The organism is Paenibacillus sp. NRS-1760 (assembly GCF_050467785.1).
Taxonomy (GTDB): Bacteria; Bacillota; Bacilli; order Paenibacillales; family Paenibacillaceae; genus Pristimantibacillus.
In genome coordinates this window covers 511,072-527,490 of the sequence record NZ_JBITPK010000008.1, presented here as the reverse complement: position 1 = coordinate 527,490, position 16,419 = coordinate 511,072, and the positions used below count along the sequence as shown (strand labels likewise).

Here is a 16,419-nt window from a genome sequence, read left to right as displayed (position 1 = left end):
CTGCGACCAGATTTTTCTAACTTATACTTTTAACCGATCTTAGGAAGCTTACCTAAATCCGCCAAAATTCGAGCTACGATAATCGCAGCATCAGAGCGCAACAAATTCGAACGCGGTTCAAACACTGAACCACCTTTTGGATTGCTTGGATCTACAGGAGATCCCTGAATATATTTTTTCTTTGCAATAGCAAGTACAGAACTTTTCGCATAGAAATTGACGTTGCCAGCATCTTTAAATGTTTTCTCAAGATCTTTATCGATCTTCGAGGAATCAGTAGCTAGTTTCATGTCCAGTGCTCTTGCAATAATAACAGATGCCTCTTCCCTAGTCAGAGCAGCGCTTGGCTGGAACGTACGTGGACCCGTTCCTCGTATGATACCTTCCCTCGCTGCTGTCTCTACATATCTATAATCCCATAATGCATCAGGATTAACGATAGCCGGTACATCATCAAAATGCGGCTTGCTAAGCTCATAGTTTAGCGGAATATCGAGTGCCTTAACCATCATTCTTGCAAATTCACCGCGAGAAATATAAATGTTGGAGCCAAAATCATCAAAACCTGCTGCATTCATAATTCCTTTGGCATATATTGCTTCAAGGAAGTTTCTGGCATATGGATGCGACGTCATATCTGTATAGGAATAAACCATTTTACCAACTACATAATATCCAAATTTATTGAACGGAACCGTAATTGTGTTTTTCTTCACATCTACTTTACCGCCAATATTTTCCCAATACTTTGCTTTAACATCGTAACGATAAACGGTGATAATCGTTCCAATGCTGTCCTTCATGTTAGGATCGAATCCAAGCGTCAAGGTTCCCGTCTTAGAAGTTACCAACTCACGATTGTCAGGGCGATCATCATAAGTAGGAATTTTTGTTCCGCCCGTGCCTTTAGCGTTCGGGAATTGATAAGGGTCTACACCCATTTTCAAAGGATCGTATGCACCCGTAGCAGGATCATCTGCCAAACCTGCATCAATCCAGTAAACTGGGCTTGCCTTTGTAAACCTTGTCGGGTAAGACAATCTGAATCTTGTCCCGAAGCTTTCCATAATAATATTAAAATTCGGCGGCCACGCTTCTAATTCACGGCGATCAACAACCCCATCCTCTGGATTGGCAATTGCAAACAATAAATTATGACCACTAAATACTTGGTTCTTTAGATTTGCAGGCACGTTAAAATCTGTACGGATCAACGTTGTACCCTTTTCGAATTTTAACGAAAGCGCTCCGTCAAAAATTTTGTGACTGCTATCCATTGGCTCCATGAATTGAGCGCCCGGAATATTCGTTGGAGCATACGTTATCTCAATGCTGCTTTGCACCTTATCATTTGCACTTGAAATAATAAAGTCAATTTTGTTTTTGCCGACTTTTAGCTTATTTACATAGACACGATAGGTGTTTTTATAAAGCTCTTCAATAGTTGCTGGATTATTATCCGAATCATAATCAATTTTCTCAGCAATTTGCTTGTTGATGGTAACCGAGCTTGCACCTGGAGCATCAATAATAACCTCAATGAAATTTTGGTTTACGATCGCTTTATTTGGCAAAATCGGACGCAAAATCGTATATGGAAGCGAGGTTGGATCCACTTCAAGACGATAAGAAGCTTTAGGACCAGTCTCTCCATTGTTGTATGCTGTGAAAGTATACACACTCGAACTGCCGTCAGGATTTAGAGCTTGTGAATTTAATACAAAAGAGAACGTCTTGGTGTCTATATCATAACGTACAGCTAGGTTAGCAATATTGTTGGTCGTACTTTCATTAACTTTACCTAGAACTGTTGCGCCCTTCATAATGACTAACTCATTGCTCAAATTCCAACGAATTGGCGTTTTAAGTGAGCTGCTCTCAATCTTCAAAATGTATTTATCTGGATCTGTAAGTTCTGTACTATCTTTCATCAATTTAATATTAGCTTGAATATTAGCCAAAATATCCGTGTTCGTGCTGCCAGTGGCTATCAGATCGATAAAATCGAATGTACCAAAAATATTCATGTTCGCTTCGTTAGTCGTGAAAATTGCGCCGCGCTTCACGAAGTTTGGATCATTCGGAACTGGTTCCGTATATTTGCTGCTGTAAGGATATATACTTGTTCCTTCTACTGGTATAACCGGCAGGTTTGTTGGAATCAAATACAATTTGATCTTTTTCTCATAAGAGTTCTTACTTCCTTGGAAAACGAATTTGATCTCATTCTCGCCGCTAAACAATGCATTGAATGCATTTGTCCTTTGGCCTGGAACAATTTCAAAATTAGTTACAGGCTTGCCCGCTTGCTGCTGCAGCTGAATCGGCGTGTTATTCACGTAGAAAAATACTGTTTGAGCTTCATTTGCTTGAAAAGTGTAACGAACCTCAGAAGTATTATTAATATTATTCATAATACCTTTAAAGTCACTCAAAGCGCCTGAAATAGCCGCTGTGATTCGTTCAGATTGCAGCTTATTCGTGTCATCATATACAGTCATGTTGTCAAATACACTTGTATAGCTTACATAAGGTCCGAAGAGCATTGTAAACTTAACATCTTTCGTCACGCCGCCAACTTTAAGCGTTACCGTTTGAGTACCTTCAAACGGGAGTTTGTGAAATACAAGAATTTCACGCTTATATACTTTTCCATTAATGTTTACAAATTTATTGATCAAATCACTCGATACATTTTTTATGTTGCTTACGTCATCGAAATCGTAGCTGCTCGGTGCAGCTGCATTGGAAACATTTTTGATCCCTGTAACTGAAACTAGATTAGCCGTCTTCGATACATCAGCATTACCAACCAACACTTCCATCGCGAAAGGAACACTATAGATATTGGCTCCTTCAAGCGGAGTACCTGTGAGTGATTCACCTGTCCCTGTTTTATAACCATTTAAATAATTAATATTGTCGATGAACTGAGCTGCTCCGTTACGAAGCGAGAAACTCATTAGCCCCGTACCTTCACTGCCATTTTGGCCGAGCGATTCTGTTTTTGCATTTTTTGCTGTTAATTGAATATTATAGACCTTATTATAATCTAGTTTACCCGTATGATCCGTACCGATTGGTCGAGTAAAATTATAAATAAAGAATGCTTCCTGACCCGTATATGTACCTAATGGTGCTGGTGTAGCAGTAGCACCTGCTGGTTGTGTCAATTTAAAAGAACTGTCTCCATTTTGCGTAATCGTATATTCGATAGGTATGCTCTTCGTTGGATCTGGATGAGGATCAAGCTTACCGTCACCGTTATCGTCCTTTAAAAAGTTAGGCACGATAATTCTACCTGTGACACTTGCTGAATTCAAATCCGTTACTAGTAGATTTGGATTGTACTCTAATGGCTCCGCCGTATCAACCGCACCATTTTTACCATTAAGATTCACATCTAAAAAGGTCACTTGTCCGTTATAAAAAGCGATCTCGCGTGTTGTCTCAACTGTCTGATTCGCATTTTTCACTTTAATAGTAACCAAGTTTTTTCCTTTGTTCACCGTAATCGGAGAAGCGGCAAACTGATAATTGTTGGAGCTGTTAACCGAATAGGTTTTGCTGCTCCCGTTCACATCCACCGTTACCTGCTGCGCATTTGGAGCGAAACCAGTAATACTGATATCAGCGGATTGTCTGCCAGCGGAAGTCGTTGAATGCACAACCGTTGTTCCAGCTTCTTCAATTGCAAATTTGTTACCGTCTAATTGGGCAACTAAATCGTAAAATACAGGCCCGTTGTGATACTCAATATAGATCGAGCTTGTTACTTCGCCGCCGCCTTGAATACCTCTGAACGTAATGCGGTTCAAGCCAGGAAATAATTCTACGTTATATACCTGAATATTAAATCCGCTAATATAAATATTGCTCGTTATGTTCTCACGTTTAGAGCCAAGATCGTCATCTGTAGGGTCAGCAGTGCCCTTGTTATTAATAACTTGAACAATACTGTAAGAAACCGAAGTAGGATCTACACCAGTGATTGATCCATTCAATGTAAAACGCGGATCGGTTGTGACTCTTGCTTCCGTAGATAGTTCCTTTTCCGTTGGAAAGCTGAAGCTTCCTGTTGCAGCTGTTACCGTTTGTGAAGCTCCGAACGGCGGCAACAATGTAATCAACAGTGCCAGCGTTAGCGCTAATGATAGTAATCTTTTCAAAACAATGTTCCTCCTTTATGTATATGACGAGCATGGGTATTTGAATGATAAATGGCCTGACGACTATGCGGCTTACCTTTGAATAAATCTTCCTCCCTTTTCCTCTTTAGTCAGCTTTGATGCAATTGCAGTTAGGCGCACTGACCGCAGAAAAGTTCTGTACAGTTGTTATCGGCTTTTGGCTCCCAATTTTTTAGCTATTTGGTCGATTTTCAACAAAAAAAGAGCCCTGATTCCGTTAAAGGATTCAGAGCTCTTGTTTATTTGGAACGGGATTCAGCATCCAGCTTGAGTCGAAGTCTCATTCGAGCTAGGAAATTAATAAGCGGCCTGCGTGTTTTGTCCACGATACCGGTTACTTCTGCCCCGATCTGCAAGAAAAACATTAGCATACATATGACGGCAAAAGTGATCCAGTTCGCCGCGCTCGACTGTACGACAGCCGATTGCACGATTGCGAGTCCGCCGAATATAGCAGCTACTCCCCAAATGATAAGTACGGTACGACGGTGGCTGAAGCCAAGGTCGCGCAGACGATGGTGCAAATGCCCTTTGTCTGGAGCAAATATCGGTTTCTTGTTTACCCAGCGGCGAACGATTGCGAAGAAGGTATCCGAAAGCGGAACGCCGATAATGAGCAGCGGTGTTACAAACGATACCATCGTTACCTGCTTGAAGCCAAGCATCGAAAGCGTTGCTAGACTGAAGCCGAGAAACAGTGAGCCTGAGTCACCCATAAATATTTTTGCAGGATGAAAGTTGAAAACGAGAAAGCCGACAATTCCGCCCAGCAGCAATGTGCTCAGTAAGATAACTGGTTGGAAGCCCATCAGTGATGCCATCACAACAATCGTTGCAATCGCGATGCCTGACACGCCGGCTGCAAGCCCGTCCAAGCCGTCGATCAAATTAATGGCATTCGTTACACCGACGATCCAGAGAATCGTAAGTGGAATGCTGATCCATCCAGCAATTGGCTGCATCGTTTCACCGAACGGAATGTTCAGCAAGTCGATCTTTACGTCGAAGACGAAAACGACTACGCATGCCGCCGCGATTTGACCGAGCAGCTTCACTTTAGCTGAAAGCTCGAAGCGGTCATCGAAAGCACCTAAAATAATAATCATCGTACCGCCGACTAGCAGCGCGTTGATCATATTGGAATCTTGCGGACGGAGCAAGCCGTCTGGTATAAATGGCGATAAAATAAAGAATGCGCCAACGAATGCAATATAAATAGCTAGACCGCCAAGACGCGGCATAATGCGCGTGTGTACCTTGCGGTGATTTGGTTTGTCTATTGCGCCTACTTTGAAAGCAAATTTCTTAACAAGCGGCGTCATCGCAATGGCTAGAACAAGAGCGATTATGAACCCAATTGAATACAGCAAGCCTACCGGCATGTGTGCAACTCCCCTTTTCTTTCTACCGAAGTGAATTATACTCCGATTGGAAAGGAAACTCCAACCCCGTTTTCAACCAATTTTCATGGTTTTAACGAGAATTTCACGGTGTAGGTCGAGGTTTTGTAACGTTTTCTTTGTCGCGAACCACTTTCACTACGAATTTCGGCAAAACAAGCATTCTTTTGTAGCGTTTAGGCTCTTGCAGCAAGCGATAAAACCATTCGAGCCGAAGTTTTTGGAAAATATTCGGAGCCCGCTTTAGTTTACCCGAAACAACATCGAAGCTTCCGCCAACGCCCATAATCAATGGTACGCCCAGCTTTTGCTTGTATTTCACAATCCACGGCTCCTGTGTATCCGCACCTCGTGCCACAAACAATAAATCAGGAGCAGCCGCACGGATTTCTTCGATGACTTCCTCATCCTGATCAGGGCCAAAAAATCCGTTCCGATAACCTACAATTTTCACTTGAGGATATTGCAGCTGCAGCTTCTCTGCCGCCGCTTCAATAATTTCCTGTGAGGTGCCAAGCAGGTAGGCCTTCCATCTACGCTTTTCACCCTCATGCAGCAAGCGGTGAAGGAGATCAAACCCCGTCACACGTTCTGCAACAGGCTGTCCTACGTATTTGGCCGCCCATACAACTCCTGCACCATCAGGCACAATAAGGTCTGCACGCCGCATCATCGCACTATACTTGGGGTCCTCGACGGCAGACATAATCATGATCGGATTAGCGGTAATCACATGGGTTACGCGTCTTTCTTCGATCGCTTCTATTAAGTAATTGACTGTGTCATCCATGCCCACTTTGGAGAATGGTATGCCGTATAACGGCACAGTTGGTAGTTGTTTCGACAAGAGGAACTCACCTCGATAATGTATGACGCAGCAAATGTACAATTTGTTGCGCCGGTCTTTGCGATTGTTGTTTTAAAAGGTCGATTGCTGGCTTGTGCTTTGCCTGCCATCCTTCTTTGTCAGACAGCAGAAAACCTGCTGCATCTGCGAATTTTTCGGCATCGAGCTGCTCCGTCGTGCCGATGGCTTTGATGCCAAGACGACCCAGAAATTGGTCGATCTTCGGGTCGTACGAGAGGCCAAGCATAGGAACCCTTTGGCCGGCGGCATAAATAAGCGCATGGAGGCGCATGCCGAACAAAGCGTCGCACCGGCTGACCTCAAGCAGCATTTGCTGGGGGTCGTCGCCGGGCGCGGCCAGCTCGGCGGTGGAACCGTCGCCGAGCCTGCCGCGCAGCCGTTCCAGCACCTGCTCCGACGCTACAGTGTCGGAGGGTGTGTGGAACGGCAGGAAGCGCAGCCGGACAGGCATGCGCTTCGACAGCGCGACTAGCGCATCGGCGGCGCGTTCAAGATCGGCCCCGTCACTGCGCCAGGGGCGCAGCGATACACCGACCAGCGGCGCAGAAGCAGGGTCGGAAGCTTGTCCAGCCGCTGATGAACCTGCAGGGAGCGGCAAGCCCATGACCGGATCAGGAACAACATCGATCCGATCACTAGGCACGCCGATTCGTCCAAGCAAAGCAGCGGATTCCTCATCCCTAACGGATACATAAGCGCTTTGCTTCATCACTCCGCGAATCATAGGGTCCATCCAGCGCCGAATCACAGGGCCAATCCCTTGCGAATAAGCGAATGTAGGCTTACCCAGCAATTGGGCCAGCTTCATGACGCCAGTATAGTAAGGAATCGTTTTGGCGCCTGTAACATCCTGCAGGAGGCTTCCGCCTCCGCTTATTAGACCATCGCTGCCTTTCAATGCTCTCCATAGATCTCCTGGATGCATGCGGCGGACAGCTTCAACGCCGTACATACGGCTTGTCCAATCTGGATCACCTGATAAAACGATCGGCTGAATTTGTACGCCCTGCGCTTTGCCTTCTTCTTCTAGTGCTAGCAATATCGATTTGAGTACCGCTTCATCACCGCTGTTGTAGAAGCCATAATAGCCTGAAATTACTATTCGACGAACTTGCGGATGATGGCTGGTGCCCATTTACGAATTGCTCCTTCCACGATCTGCCATGCCAAAATCAAGATACATCCGATTATGATACCTGTACCCAAGCCGAGCGCTACACGAATCATCGAAATGTGAAGTGGTGTATGAAGATGTGCAAACGTATCAACCATCGTCAACTGACCAATCGAACCAATGATAACAAGCAGCCATGCCGCACGATAACGAAGTGCAAGGAACAAGCCAAGCAGCAGCGGCGGATGACCAAGCATGAACTCTTTAAAGCGCGGTCGTACGCCGAATGTATTTTCCAGCCAGCCGCGAATTAGCAGCTCAATAGCAGGTGCTTGTCCACCATTCCCTGTACGAGATAAGTAATAGAAGCCGATTATGCCAATGACTCCAGCTACTATAATCCACGTTAAGGTAATAGGTTGAGAAAGCAGCTTGCGCAGCTTTCCGATTGATGTTTGACCGTTATAGAAAAACACATAAATGGCCACAAGGATAATCGGAGCCAAATGCAGCACACTCACGCCGCGGAATTGTTCCAATACAAGATTGTACGTAATATTGTTCAACAATCCGAATATCATCGGCGCTCCCATAAGAGAGATGAGCGTCGCCACAATAAACCAATTCAGAGCAAGGCCAAAACGCCTTCCCGTAGATATGGCAGGGAATATCCATTTCATACGATTGCCGTTCTCATATACAGCACCTGGCTGCTGAGGAGTCTGCCCTTGCTGGCTTCTTCCTACTGACCAATTCGTTCCGCCAATAACACGACGCTCGCCAACGGTACGGGAATAAATCCGATTCATTACCCATATAAGAGCCAGCGTAGGAGCTGCAATTGAAGCACCTAATGCAAGTCCTTGCTCCATAAGCGAGCTATTTAGCTTGTACAAGCCTGCGCTTCCAACTAAGCCAATCGCATAAACGGGTATATAAACGCCTGGAATAAATGCGCCGATTAACAAAGTAATCAGTGCTACTGCAGCCGCAGCAACGATTGCACGTAGCGGTTTATTCCAAGAAGGCTGCTCATGATCAAACGGTTTTGGCTTGCCTGGCGTAAAGCCGGCGTCCGAGAGCTTATCTACGATTCCGCCCTCTTCACTCATTGCCTCAGCAATGCGGTCCAAGGAGTGAACCACCTTTGCTTTATCCGTATTGGACTGAGCTGTCCCGTTCAAGAAAAACATCCGGATATTACGATCCTTCGCCGCTAAAAGAAAACGATCAGCAATAGCTTCCGGCGTCATCGTCATACCGTCGTTCTCCGACAATGAATATAATCTGACTACATTATAATTTGTAATATAAGCTAATTTATTTATGCCTTGTTGCGGTTTTTTCAAATTTTCTATGGTCGCTACGCCCATATCGTATTTTTTGAGTAGTTCTCCGAACTGATAAAGGCTGTTATCCATCGCTTGATCGGATGCACCCTTTACTTTGTCACCGTCGAACAATACGCGGTCTACATCGTATTCCTTCAATTTCGCAAGCATAGCATCTGTTGCCTGCTGATCATAAGGCTTAATACGGTCAGATAAGCGAGGCAATATTTGAAGTCCGGCATTATGAATCGTTTCAAGTGAAATCGGATCAAAATCCATCGTCTTCATAACTGCCTCTGCAATCGGCATCTCAACGACTAAGCCATTTCGGCCTCCGTACGACCAATTGCTATACACAGCCTCGGAACGATCAAGCGCTTCGCGAACAATCGGACCAATCATTTCTTCTTCTTTGGGCCCATTGAACAAAATATAAGTAAAGTTTTGGCCTACCGGCTCAAATTTACTTTGAAGTAGTGCAGCATCTCTAGAGCTGTAGAAAGTAAGTCTGCCAGAGATTTGCAGATCCTTCAGAGAGCTCTCATAAACAGCCATTGTAGTGACGCCAGCTTCCCTCAGCATCTCCAGCTTCTCCGTTAAAAATTGCTGCGGACGAGCCTGACGCTCCGCCACCTCAATAATATCCCGATAATCAAATACATATTCTACTTGCTTCGACGATTTTTCCATTTCCATACGAACGGCACCGAGCGGCAATGCTGCCGCCACCCCGATAATTGCAATGATCCATAATGCGAATCTTGCGCGCCGATTCCATTGCTGCCAACGTAAAAACACACAATTCCTCCGTTCTAAACAGGTTAATTATTGTACTATTCGGTAGAGTCTACCCGTTCCATAACGGAGGTTTGCAATGTTTGCAGCGCCTCAACAGCAGCATCCTTCGACTCACTTTTAACCGCAAAATAAACTTTGATTTTTGGCTCCGTGCCAGATGGACGAAGGCAGAACCATGAGCCATCCGCGCGCAAATATTTCAATACGTTTTCCGGACGCAAGCCATCTTGGCCTTTGCCGTAATCAAGCACACGCTCCACTTTGACGCCGCCGATTTCTGTAGGCGGGTTTTGACGCCAGTCATCCATAATAGCGCCTATTTTTTGCACGCCATCAAGTCCCTTAAGTGTACGCGACTCCAGGCCTTCCAAATAGAAGCCATGCTCAGCGTATAACTCTAAAAGAACATCATATAGCGTTTTCCCTTGACTGCTATAATAAGCTGCAGCTTCAGCAATTAATAGCGCAGCAACGATCGCATCTTTATCACGCGCATAAGTTCCTGTTAAATAACCGTAGCTTTCCTCGTAGCCAAATAGGAAGGTATGCTCTCCTGTTTGCTCATAACGAGTCATTTTTTCACCAATATATTTGAAGCCGGTCAACGTGTTCTCAACCGCTACACCATAGGAACGGGCAATATCTGCGCCTAGTTCACTTGTTACGATCGTTTTGATCACTACGCCATTGTCTGGCAGCTGTCCACGTTCCTTCAACTGGCTTAGCACATAATGAACCATTAGCGCACCCGATTGGTTGCCAGTGAGTACCACGTACTCGCCCTCATTGTTTTTCACAACCGCACCCATACGGTCTGCGTCAGGATCAGTACCGATAATGATATCCGCATTCACCTGCTGCGCCAGCTTAATCGCAAGCGTGAATGCTTCGCGCTCTTCCGGGTTAGGAGACTTTACCGTGCTAAAATATCCATCCGGCTGCTCTTGCTCCGGTACGATGTGCACATTTTTAAAACCAACCTTTTTCAACACTTCGCGAACAGGCATGTTGCCAGTGCCATGTAGAGGTGTGAAGACAACACTAATTTTTTCTCCAACTTCACCTTTAATAAGGTCAGCATTCAAGCTCTGAGCAACAACCGTATCAATAAATTGTTGATCGGCGTCATCTCCAAGCCAGCGCAGCAATCCTTTTCCTTCCGCTTCTTCGCGGCAAACCCGTTTCACTTCATCGAAACCCGCGATTTGACTGATAGCAGAAATAACCTGTTCAGCTTCCTCAGGAATAAGCTGGCAGCCGTCAGCGCCATATGCTTTGTAACCATTATATTCAGGTGGATTATGGCTAGCCGTAATGACAATTCCACTTGCTGCATTCAGCGCACGTACCGCAAAAGAAAGCTGTGGTGTTGGACGAAGCGCCGTGAACAAATAAGTAGTGATGCCGTTGCCCGCAAGCACAAGCGCTGCATCTAGTGCAAACTCAGGTGAATTATTGCGGGAATCGTGAGCGATAACAACAGAAGGAGCCGCTCCATCCGCCGATTTTCCAGCAAGTAGCCAATTTGCAAGTCCCTGTGTTGCTTTACCAACCGTATAAGTATTCAAACGATTCGTTCCTGCACCCATAACGCCGCGCAAGCCGCCCGTACCAAATTCAAGGTCGCGATAAAAGCGATCCGTAATTTCTTTTTCTTGTCCTTCAATACTGCGAAGCTCGTCCTTTGTTCCTGCATCAATCAACGGATCATTAAGCCACGCCTCATATTTAGCAATAACATTAGCATTCGTTTCGTTCGTCATATTTAGCAGCCTCTTTCATTCATGAATTTTAATTTATGAAGGATTAGATAAAGCAAACATAAGCTCGCCTTCGGCAACGATTTGATCGCCAACCCGTGCTGTTCCTTGTCCTTTTCCAATAGAGCCCTTCAGCCTTGTAATTTGGACCTCTAGCGTCAACGTATCGCCAGGCTTAACTTGACCGCGAAAGCGGAAGCCGTCGATGCCTGCAAAAAAACCAAGCTTTCCACGATTGGCTTCAATCATCAGCATCGCTACAGTACCTACTTGCGCAAGCGCTTCTACTATAAGCACGCCTGGCATAACCGGATAACCCGGAAAATGACCAACAAAGTAAGGTTCATTCATCGTAACATTTTTAAGACCGACTGCGCGTACGCCTGGCTCAACCTCCAAAATACGGTCGATTAGCAGAAACGGCGGGCGGTGCGGAATGATTTCTTGAATTTGGTTAATATCCAACATGAAAAAAAGCCCCTCTCAATTGTTAAGTTAGGTAGTATAAAAAGTGTCATTCTGTACGACACTATACATATCCCTCATAAACTGCAGTTTATGAAGGTTAAGATAAGAGGCTTGGCTGCTTGGACCCGAAGTGTCCTCCGCCAAGCCTCTTTGTTCATATGTAGTGACTTGATGATCACGAATGTCCAGTAGGTGTTTCTGTTATGTGTTTATTCAGCGCTTTAAACATGACGATATACATCATTGAAGTAATGAATGAAAAGCCAATAACGCCCCACAAATAAACATGAGCATTCGGCGCTTCAAAGAAAATGAGCATTATCGCTACATAAAAGAGCACAGTTGTCAGCTTTCCCATCCAGTTGGCAGGCACCGTCTTTTTCCCACGGAAGTGAAAATAGAATCCCCCCGCTATCATGCCCAAATCGCGCAAAAACATCGCTGCAGCCGCAGCCCAGGAAATATGGCCGGATACGAGCAGCGATACAATAACAGTGATCAGCATCATCTTGTCCGCAAGCGGATCAAGCATCATTCCAGCCGTTGTAATCTGACCAGTTCTGCGCGCGATATAACCATCAAGAACATCGGTAATGCCGGCAGCAACCATAATCAAAAAGGCAGGAATCATATGTCCTTCCGCAAAAATCACGATGTAGACAGGGATTAATAAAAAACGCAATGATGTTAATAGATTCGGCAGATTCAACTATTCACGCTCCTCTACCTATAACTGACGGTCCACCATGGTTCCCAACTATTATACAACTACCTCCCGTAAAAATAAAACTATCCGCTGTTCCTAATAAGCAAAGCAAATTGCAAAAGTTAGTTCTAACTGACTATTTGCAATTTTTTAAGTATACATTTTGCGATCGTTATTCATTTTCACCATCTTCTTACCGTTATAAATAGAATACCAATTACTTTAAACAAGAAAGGACAGGGATGTAGTGAATTTTAGTTTACGCTTGAATAAGTCGTTGAAAATAACTCGCAGGTGGCTTGCAGCTACAATTGCAATCGTAATGGTTATGACTTCCATGACCGGCATTGTCAACGCCGCAGAAGATACGGTTACCGGCCTTGATTTCACCTATGACCCATCGGATTACAACAGCAACACATCATCACTGGAAACATTTGTTGAAGATGATAAGGTTAATCTAGCCGTTTTCGCAACAGGTTCAGGCACTAGAAAAGAAGTTACTGCCGATGCGACATGGAAATCATCGAATACCGCTTTCGTCAAAGTGGAAAAAGGCGTTTTAACGGGTGTGGGCAAGGGAACCGCAACGATAAGCGCTACTTATAAAGGCTTCACCATTTCTATCAAAGCTTCATCTGACTATATCTATGATTCCGTAAGCCTCATGCAGAACGGAGTAACCGCTCCAACAACGCTGGATATCGAGATTGGTCAAAATCTAGCCTTCACACTAAACGGCTTGAAAGCAAACAAAGAGCCGCAAAATGTAACAGGTGACGCTGTCTGGACAACATCGAACGCAGCGATCGCAACCGTGGATGAAGGTGCTATTAAGCTGCTAGGTGTTGGAGCTGTTACAATTACCTCCAAGCTTAAAGGTAAATCCGATGCGATTACATTAAATGTAACCTCTCCTTACAAATCAATTACGATTGATTCAGGAACTTCTGGCAAGCTAGTCGAAATCGACATCGGCAATGATGATAAAGTATTAACCGCATCCGTCAATCCAAAGATCGGTTCGATCCTTGATGTAACAAAAGATGCAAAATGGGTTAGTGCTAATGAAAAAGTTGCTACAGTTAAACAAGGCGTAGTATCTGCAGTAAGCGCCGGAAAAACGACGATCACCGTATCTCATAAAGGCGTTAGTACAACGATCGATGTGGTCATACGTACGCCTTACCAATCAATCAGGCTCTCTCCAGAGAAGGAATATCATCTGCAGCTTCAGGACACAAATCTTCAAGTAACAGCAGATGTGCTCGACAATAAAAATGTCGCTTCTCCAGTAACTACCTTAGCCGATTGGACATCTTCAAACGTTGTAGTCGCTACTGTATCAAATGGATTGGTTAGCCCTAAATCCGTCGGTACAGCTAGAATTACAGCCAGCTACAAAGGTGTAAGCCGCAGCATCGAGATTACAGTGTATCCGAGCATAACTGAACTTAGTATTGAAACGGAAACTATCGATGGTTATACCGATATTAGCGAGGATCTTCCTAGAGTCATGGCAACAACATTTGATGGCTCGAAGGTAGATGTATCCAAAATCGTAAAATGGTCATCCGCAGATGAGAAGATTGCAACGATTAAAGATGGTCAATGGACAGCCAAAACACTCGGAGAGTCCGTTCTTACAGCATCTCTTCAAAACTATAAAGCGGATGTAAAATTAGTCGTTCACATGAAGCCGTTAAAGCTGATTGCCGACGTTAAGGAACTTAGCATTATTTTAGGAAAAGAAACGCCTTTCCCTTCCGTAACCGTTATTAATGAAGACGGAGAAGAAGAGAATATTTCAAGCAGAGTGAAATGGAAGGCTTCATCAGACGATATCGTATTGAAGGAAACGACGATGAAGGGCTTAGATGTGACAAGCATCACGCTCACTGCTACTTACCTGACTAAGAGCGTAACGGTACGTGTAAGAATAGAGGAAGAAATCGTCAAGCTTGTTGTTGACCCTATCTCTCTAGATCTTTACCCTGGTAAATCCAAATCCGTTAAGGTTACAGGTTATTACAAGAGCGGCAAGCAGGTTTCACTAGGTTCAAAAATGAACTGGGAGTCTGGCAATCCTAATATCGCAACCGTTAGCAGCACCTCGGTTAAAGGAATTGCCGTAGGAACAACTAAAATTACTGGTTCATACCAAGGCAAAACAGTCATTGTCCCGGTTGTGGTTTCACCTAAACTGAAATCACTTGTTCTATCCAGCAAATCGGTTCAGCTCAGCCCGGGAGGAAGCTATTCGGCTAAGCTGCAAGCTAACTTTACGACTGGAAACCCGGCTGACGTTACCGACAATGCCGTTTGGACATCCTCCAAAGCGAGTGTCGCAACCGTGGTTAATGGTAAAATCATTGCAGTTAGCAAAGGTTCCGCCTCTATTAAAGCAACCTATGCAGGTAAAAGCGTTACGATTAGAGTAAGTGTAAAATAGTTCAAAAATGCAGCAAGTGAGAAGCTCGTTACCTCTTTACATTACGAGTTTTTCACTTGCACAAATAAAGTATTGATCATCAAAAAAGGGATGCCCGCTGCGCAGCATACACTGCAAAGCGGGCATCCCTTCTTCTATTTAATTGATTACGATTCAGCAAACACTAAGTCATAGAGATGCTGCCATGTTGCCCAGCTAAAAACCTCATCCTCAGGCTGCTTGCCTATTACAGCGTAACCAATGTACAAGCCTGCCACAAGCATAATGATCATTATGAGCGGTACGATGCTTTTGCGCAAAAGCCACAGCAGCATGCTTACCCCTTTGGGCCGTTGCTTCTTATTGGAGCTCTTCTCTTCAGCCTTCACGCGACTGGCGCGCTTCTGCCTCCCTGAGCTTTTCTCTTCCGCTTTACTCCCGGATCCGCTTGCTTCGTGGTCCATTCGCTCATCGGCCATACTCATTCACATCATCCTATCCTTATGCGCGCAGCCCGTTGGTAAGACTCATCATCGTATCACTTGACGATAACGCTCTAGCTGCCAATTGATAAGCGCGCTGCACATTAATAAGCTCGGTGATCTCGTCCGTCAGCTCGACATTTGACTGCTCCAAGTAACCTTGACGCAGCACAATGTTATTTTCCGAGTTCGGCACGGTCTGCTGCACGACATCACCAGCATTAATTCCGTTTGCAACGACAAACAGGTTATCAGAAACAGCAGTTAGTGCCGCAGGACGCGAAGCTTGGAGCAGCTTAATGCTGCCAAGCGGAATTGTGCGCTCGGAAGATACTCCTAGCACCGTTCCATCTGGATTAACCCGCAAACTGTACCCTTGTGGTACTACGATATTGCCCTCAACCACGTTTCCTGTCACAGCATTTCTTACATTAGCTACGACTGGATATCCGTCTTCCGTTGCCAAAATCGTATCACCGTTTGCGCCGACCGTCAACTGAAACGCTCCATTGCGTGTATAAGCACGGTTGCCAGCGTTGTCCACTTCCACCTCGAACAATGCATTTCCCTCGATCGCAATATCCGTGTCCTTATCGGTTCCCTGCATTGGACCTTGGGACAAATTAGGCTGAACCATTGTCATTCTTGAGCCCCAGCCTTGTGTGAAATCCATCGGCGTTTTACGGCCAGGCTGATTGAATGCTTCAGGCTGAGTTCTTAAGTTCGTAAGAAGATCCTCAAAGGTAGCTTCCTTCTTTTTGTAACCAACCGTATTCACATTAGCTATGTTATCCGCTAGAAGATCCAGCTTTTGTTGAAGACCATTCATCGATACCATAGCGTTAATCATTGAACTGTTCATGTTTCGTGC

The 16,419-nt window shown here is 44.9% G+C and carries 11 protein-coding genes; 1 reads left to right on the top strand and 10 read right to left on the bottom strand.

Annotation, left to right across the window (positions count from 1 at the left end; genetic code table 11):
- Window positions 1–29: 29 nt before the first annotated feature.
- The 8 genes from ACIFSR_RS09460 to ACIFSR_RS09425 all read right to left on the bottom strand — a co-directional run bounded on the left by ACIFSR_RS09460 (window position 30) and on the right by ACIFSR_RS09425 (window position 12,638).
- Window positions 30–4,169 carry an S-layer homology domain-containing protein gene (locus ACIFSR_RS09460; RefSeq protein ID WP_430056925.1) on the bottom strand — a complete coding sequence of 1,380 codons (4,140 nt, stop codon included), beginning with the start codon at window positions 4,167–4,169 and terminating at the stop codon, window positions 30–32.
- 260 nt (window positions 4,170–4,429) lie between these two features.
- Window positions 4,430–5,572 carry a glycosyltransferase family 4 protein gene (locus ACIFSR_RS09455; protein ID WP_339205378.1) on the bottom strand — a complete coding sequence of 381 codons (1,143 nt, stop codon included), beginning with the start codon at window positions 5,570–5,572 and terminating at the stop codon, window positions 4,430–4,432.
- A 103-nt stretch (window positions 5,573–5,675) separates the two neighbouring features.
- Window positions 5,676–6,380, bottom strand: coding sequence for a WecB/TagA/CpsF family glycosyltransferase (locus ACIFSR_RS09450; protein WP_339209776.1), 705 nt, complete (start codon window positions 6,378–6,380; stop codon window positions 5,676–5,678).
- Window positions 6,381–6,444: 64 nt separating this feature from the next.
- A complete protein-coding gene (gene csaB, locus ACIFSR_RS09445) occupies window positions 6,445–7,593 on the bottom strand; it encodes a polysaccharide pyruvyl transferase CsaB (protein WP_430056922.1) in 1,149 nt (382 codons plus the stop codon).
- Entirely contained in the window at window positions 7,557–9,701 is a 2,145-nt protein-coding gene (locus ACIFSR_RS09440; RefSeq protein ID WP_430056919.1) for a DUF5693 family protein, read from the bottom strand. Before ACIFSR_RS09440 ends, csaB begins: the two co-directional genes overlap by 37 nt.
- 35 nt (window positions 9,702–9,736) lie before the next feature.
- Complete coding sequence (locus tag ACIFSR_RS09435) at window positions 9,737–11,464, bottom strand: phospho-sugar mutase (protein ID WP_430056916.1); 1,728 nt, start codon at window positions 11,462–11,464, stop codon at window positions 9,737–9,739.
- Window positions 11,465–11,497: 33 nt separating this feature from the next.
- A complete protein-coding gene (gene fabZ, locus ACIFSR_RS09430; protein ID WP_056631018.1) occupies window positions 11,498–11,929 on the bottom strand; it encodes a 3-hydroxyacyl-ACP dehydratase FabZ in 432 nt (143 codons plus the stop codon).
- Window positions 11,930–12,104: 175 nt separating this feature from the next.
- Window positions 12,105–12,638 (bottom strand): CDP-alcohol phosphatidyltransferase family protein, encoded by a 534-nt coding sequence (locus ACIFSR_RS09425; RefSeq protein WP_339205382.1) that lies wholly within the window; start codon window positions 12,636–12,638, stop codon window positions 12,105–12,107.
- A gap of 244 nt (window positions 12,639–12,882) precedes the next feature.
- Between ACIFSR_RS09425 and ACIFSR_RS09420 the strand changes: the two genes are divergently transcribed.
- The gene (locus ACIFSR_RS09420; protein WP_430056913.1) at window positions 12,883–15,087 is read left to right on the top strand and encodes an Ig-like domain-containing protein; all 2,205 of its coding nucleotides are present in this window, start codon (window positions 12,883–12,885) and stop codon (window positions 15,085–15,087) included.
- Between the two features lie 146 nt (window positions 15,088–15,233).
- On the opposite strand, the gene ACIFSR_RS09415 is transcribed toward ACIFSR_RS09420, so the two are convergent.
- Window positions 15,234–15,551 (bottom strand): DNA-directed RNA polymerase subunit beta, encoded by a 318-nt coding sequence (locus ACIFSR_RS09415; RefSeq protein WP_083681610.1) that lies wholly within the window; start codon window positions 15,549–15,551, stop codon window positions 15,234–15,236.
- 16 nt (window positions 15,552–15,567) lie between these two features.
- Entirely contained in the window at window positions 15,568–16,410 is an 843-nt protein-coding gene (locus ACIFSR_RS09410; protein ID WP_076266220.1) for a flagellar hook-basal body protein, read from the bottom strand.
- Between the last annotated feature and the right edge of the window lie 9 nt (window positions 16,411–16,419).

What these genes read in the sequence shown, in the direction of transcription:
- ACIFSR_RS09410 (WP_076266220.1), bottom strand. Translation starts at nt 16,410, where the DNA reads ATGAACAGTTCAATGATTAACGCTATGGTATCGATGAATGGTCTTCAA.
- ACIFSR_RS09435 (WP_430056916.1), bottom strand. Translation starts at nt 11,464, where the DNA reads ATGACGAACGAAACGAATGCTAATGTTATTGCTAAATATGAGGCGTGG.
- ACIFSR_RS09450 (WP_339209776.1), bottom strand. Translation starts at nt 6,380, where the DNA reads ATGGATGACACAGTCAATTACTTAATAGAAGCGATCGAAGAAAGACGC.
- fabZ (WP_056631018.1), bottom strand. Translation starts at nt 11,929, where the DNA reads ATGTTGGATATTAACCAAATTCAAGAAATCATTCCGCACCGCCCGCCG.
- ACIFSR_RS09415 (WP_083681610.1), bottom strand. Translation starts at nt 15,551, where the DNA reads ATGAGTATGGCCGATGAGCGAATGGACCACGAAGCAAGCGGATCCGGG.
- ACIFSR_RS09455 (WP_339205378.1), bottom strand. Translation starts at nt 5,572, where the DNA reads ATGCCGGTAGGCTTGCTGTATTCAATTGGGTTCATAATCGCTCTTGTT.
- csaB (WP_430056922.1), bottom strand. Translation starts at nt 7,593, where the DNA reads ATGGGCACCAGCCATCATCCGCAAGTTCGTCGAATAGTAATTTCAGGC.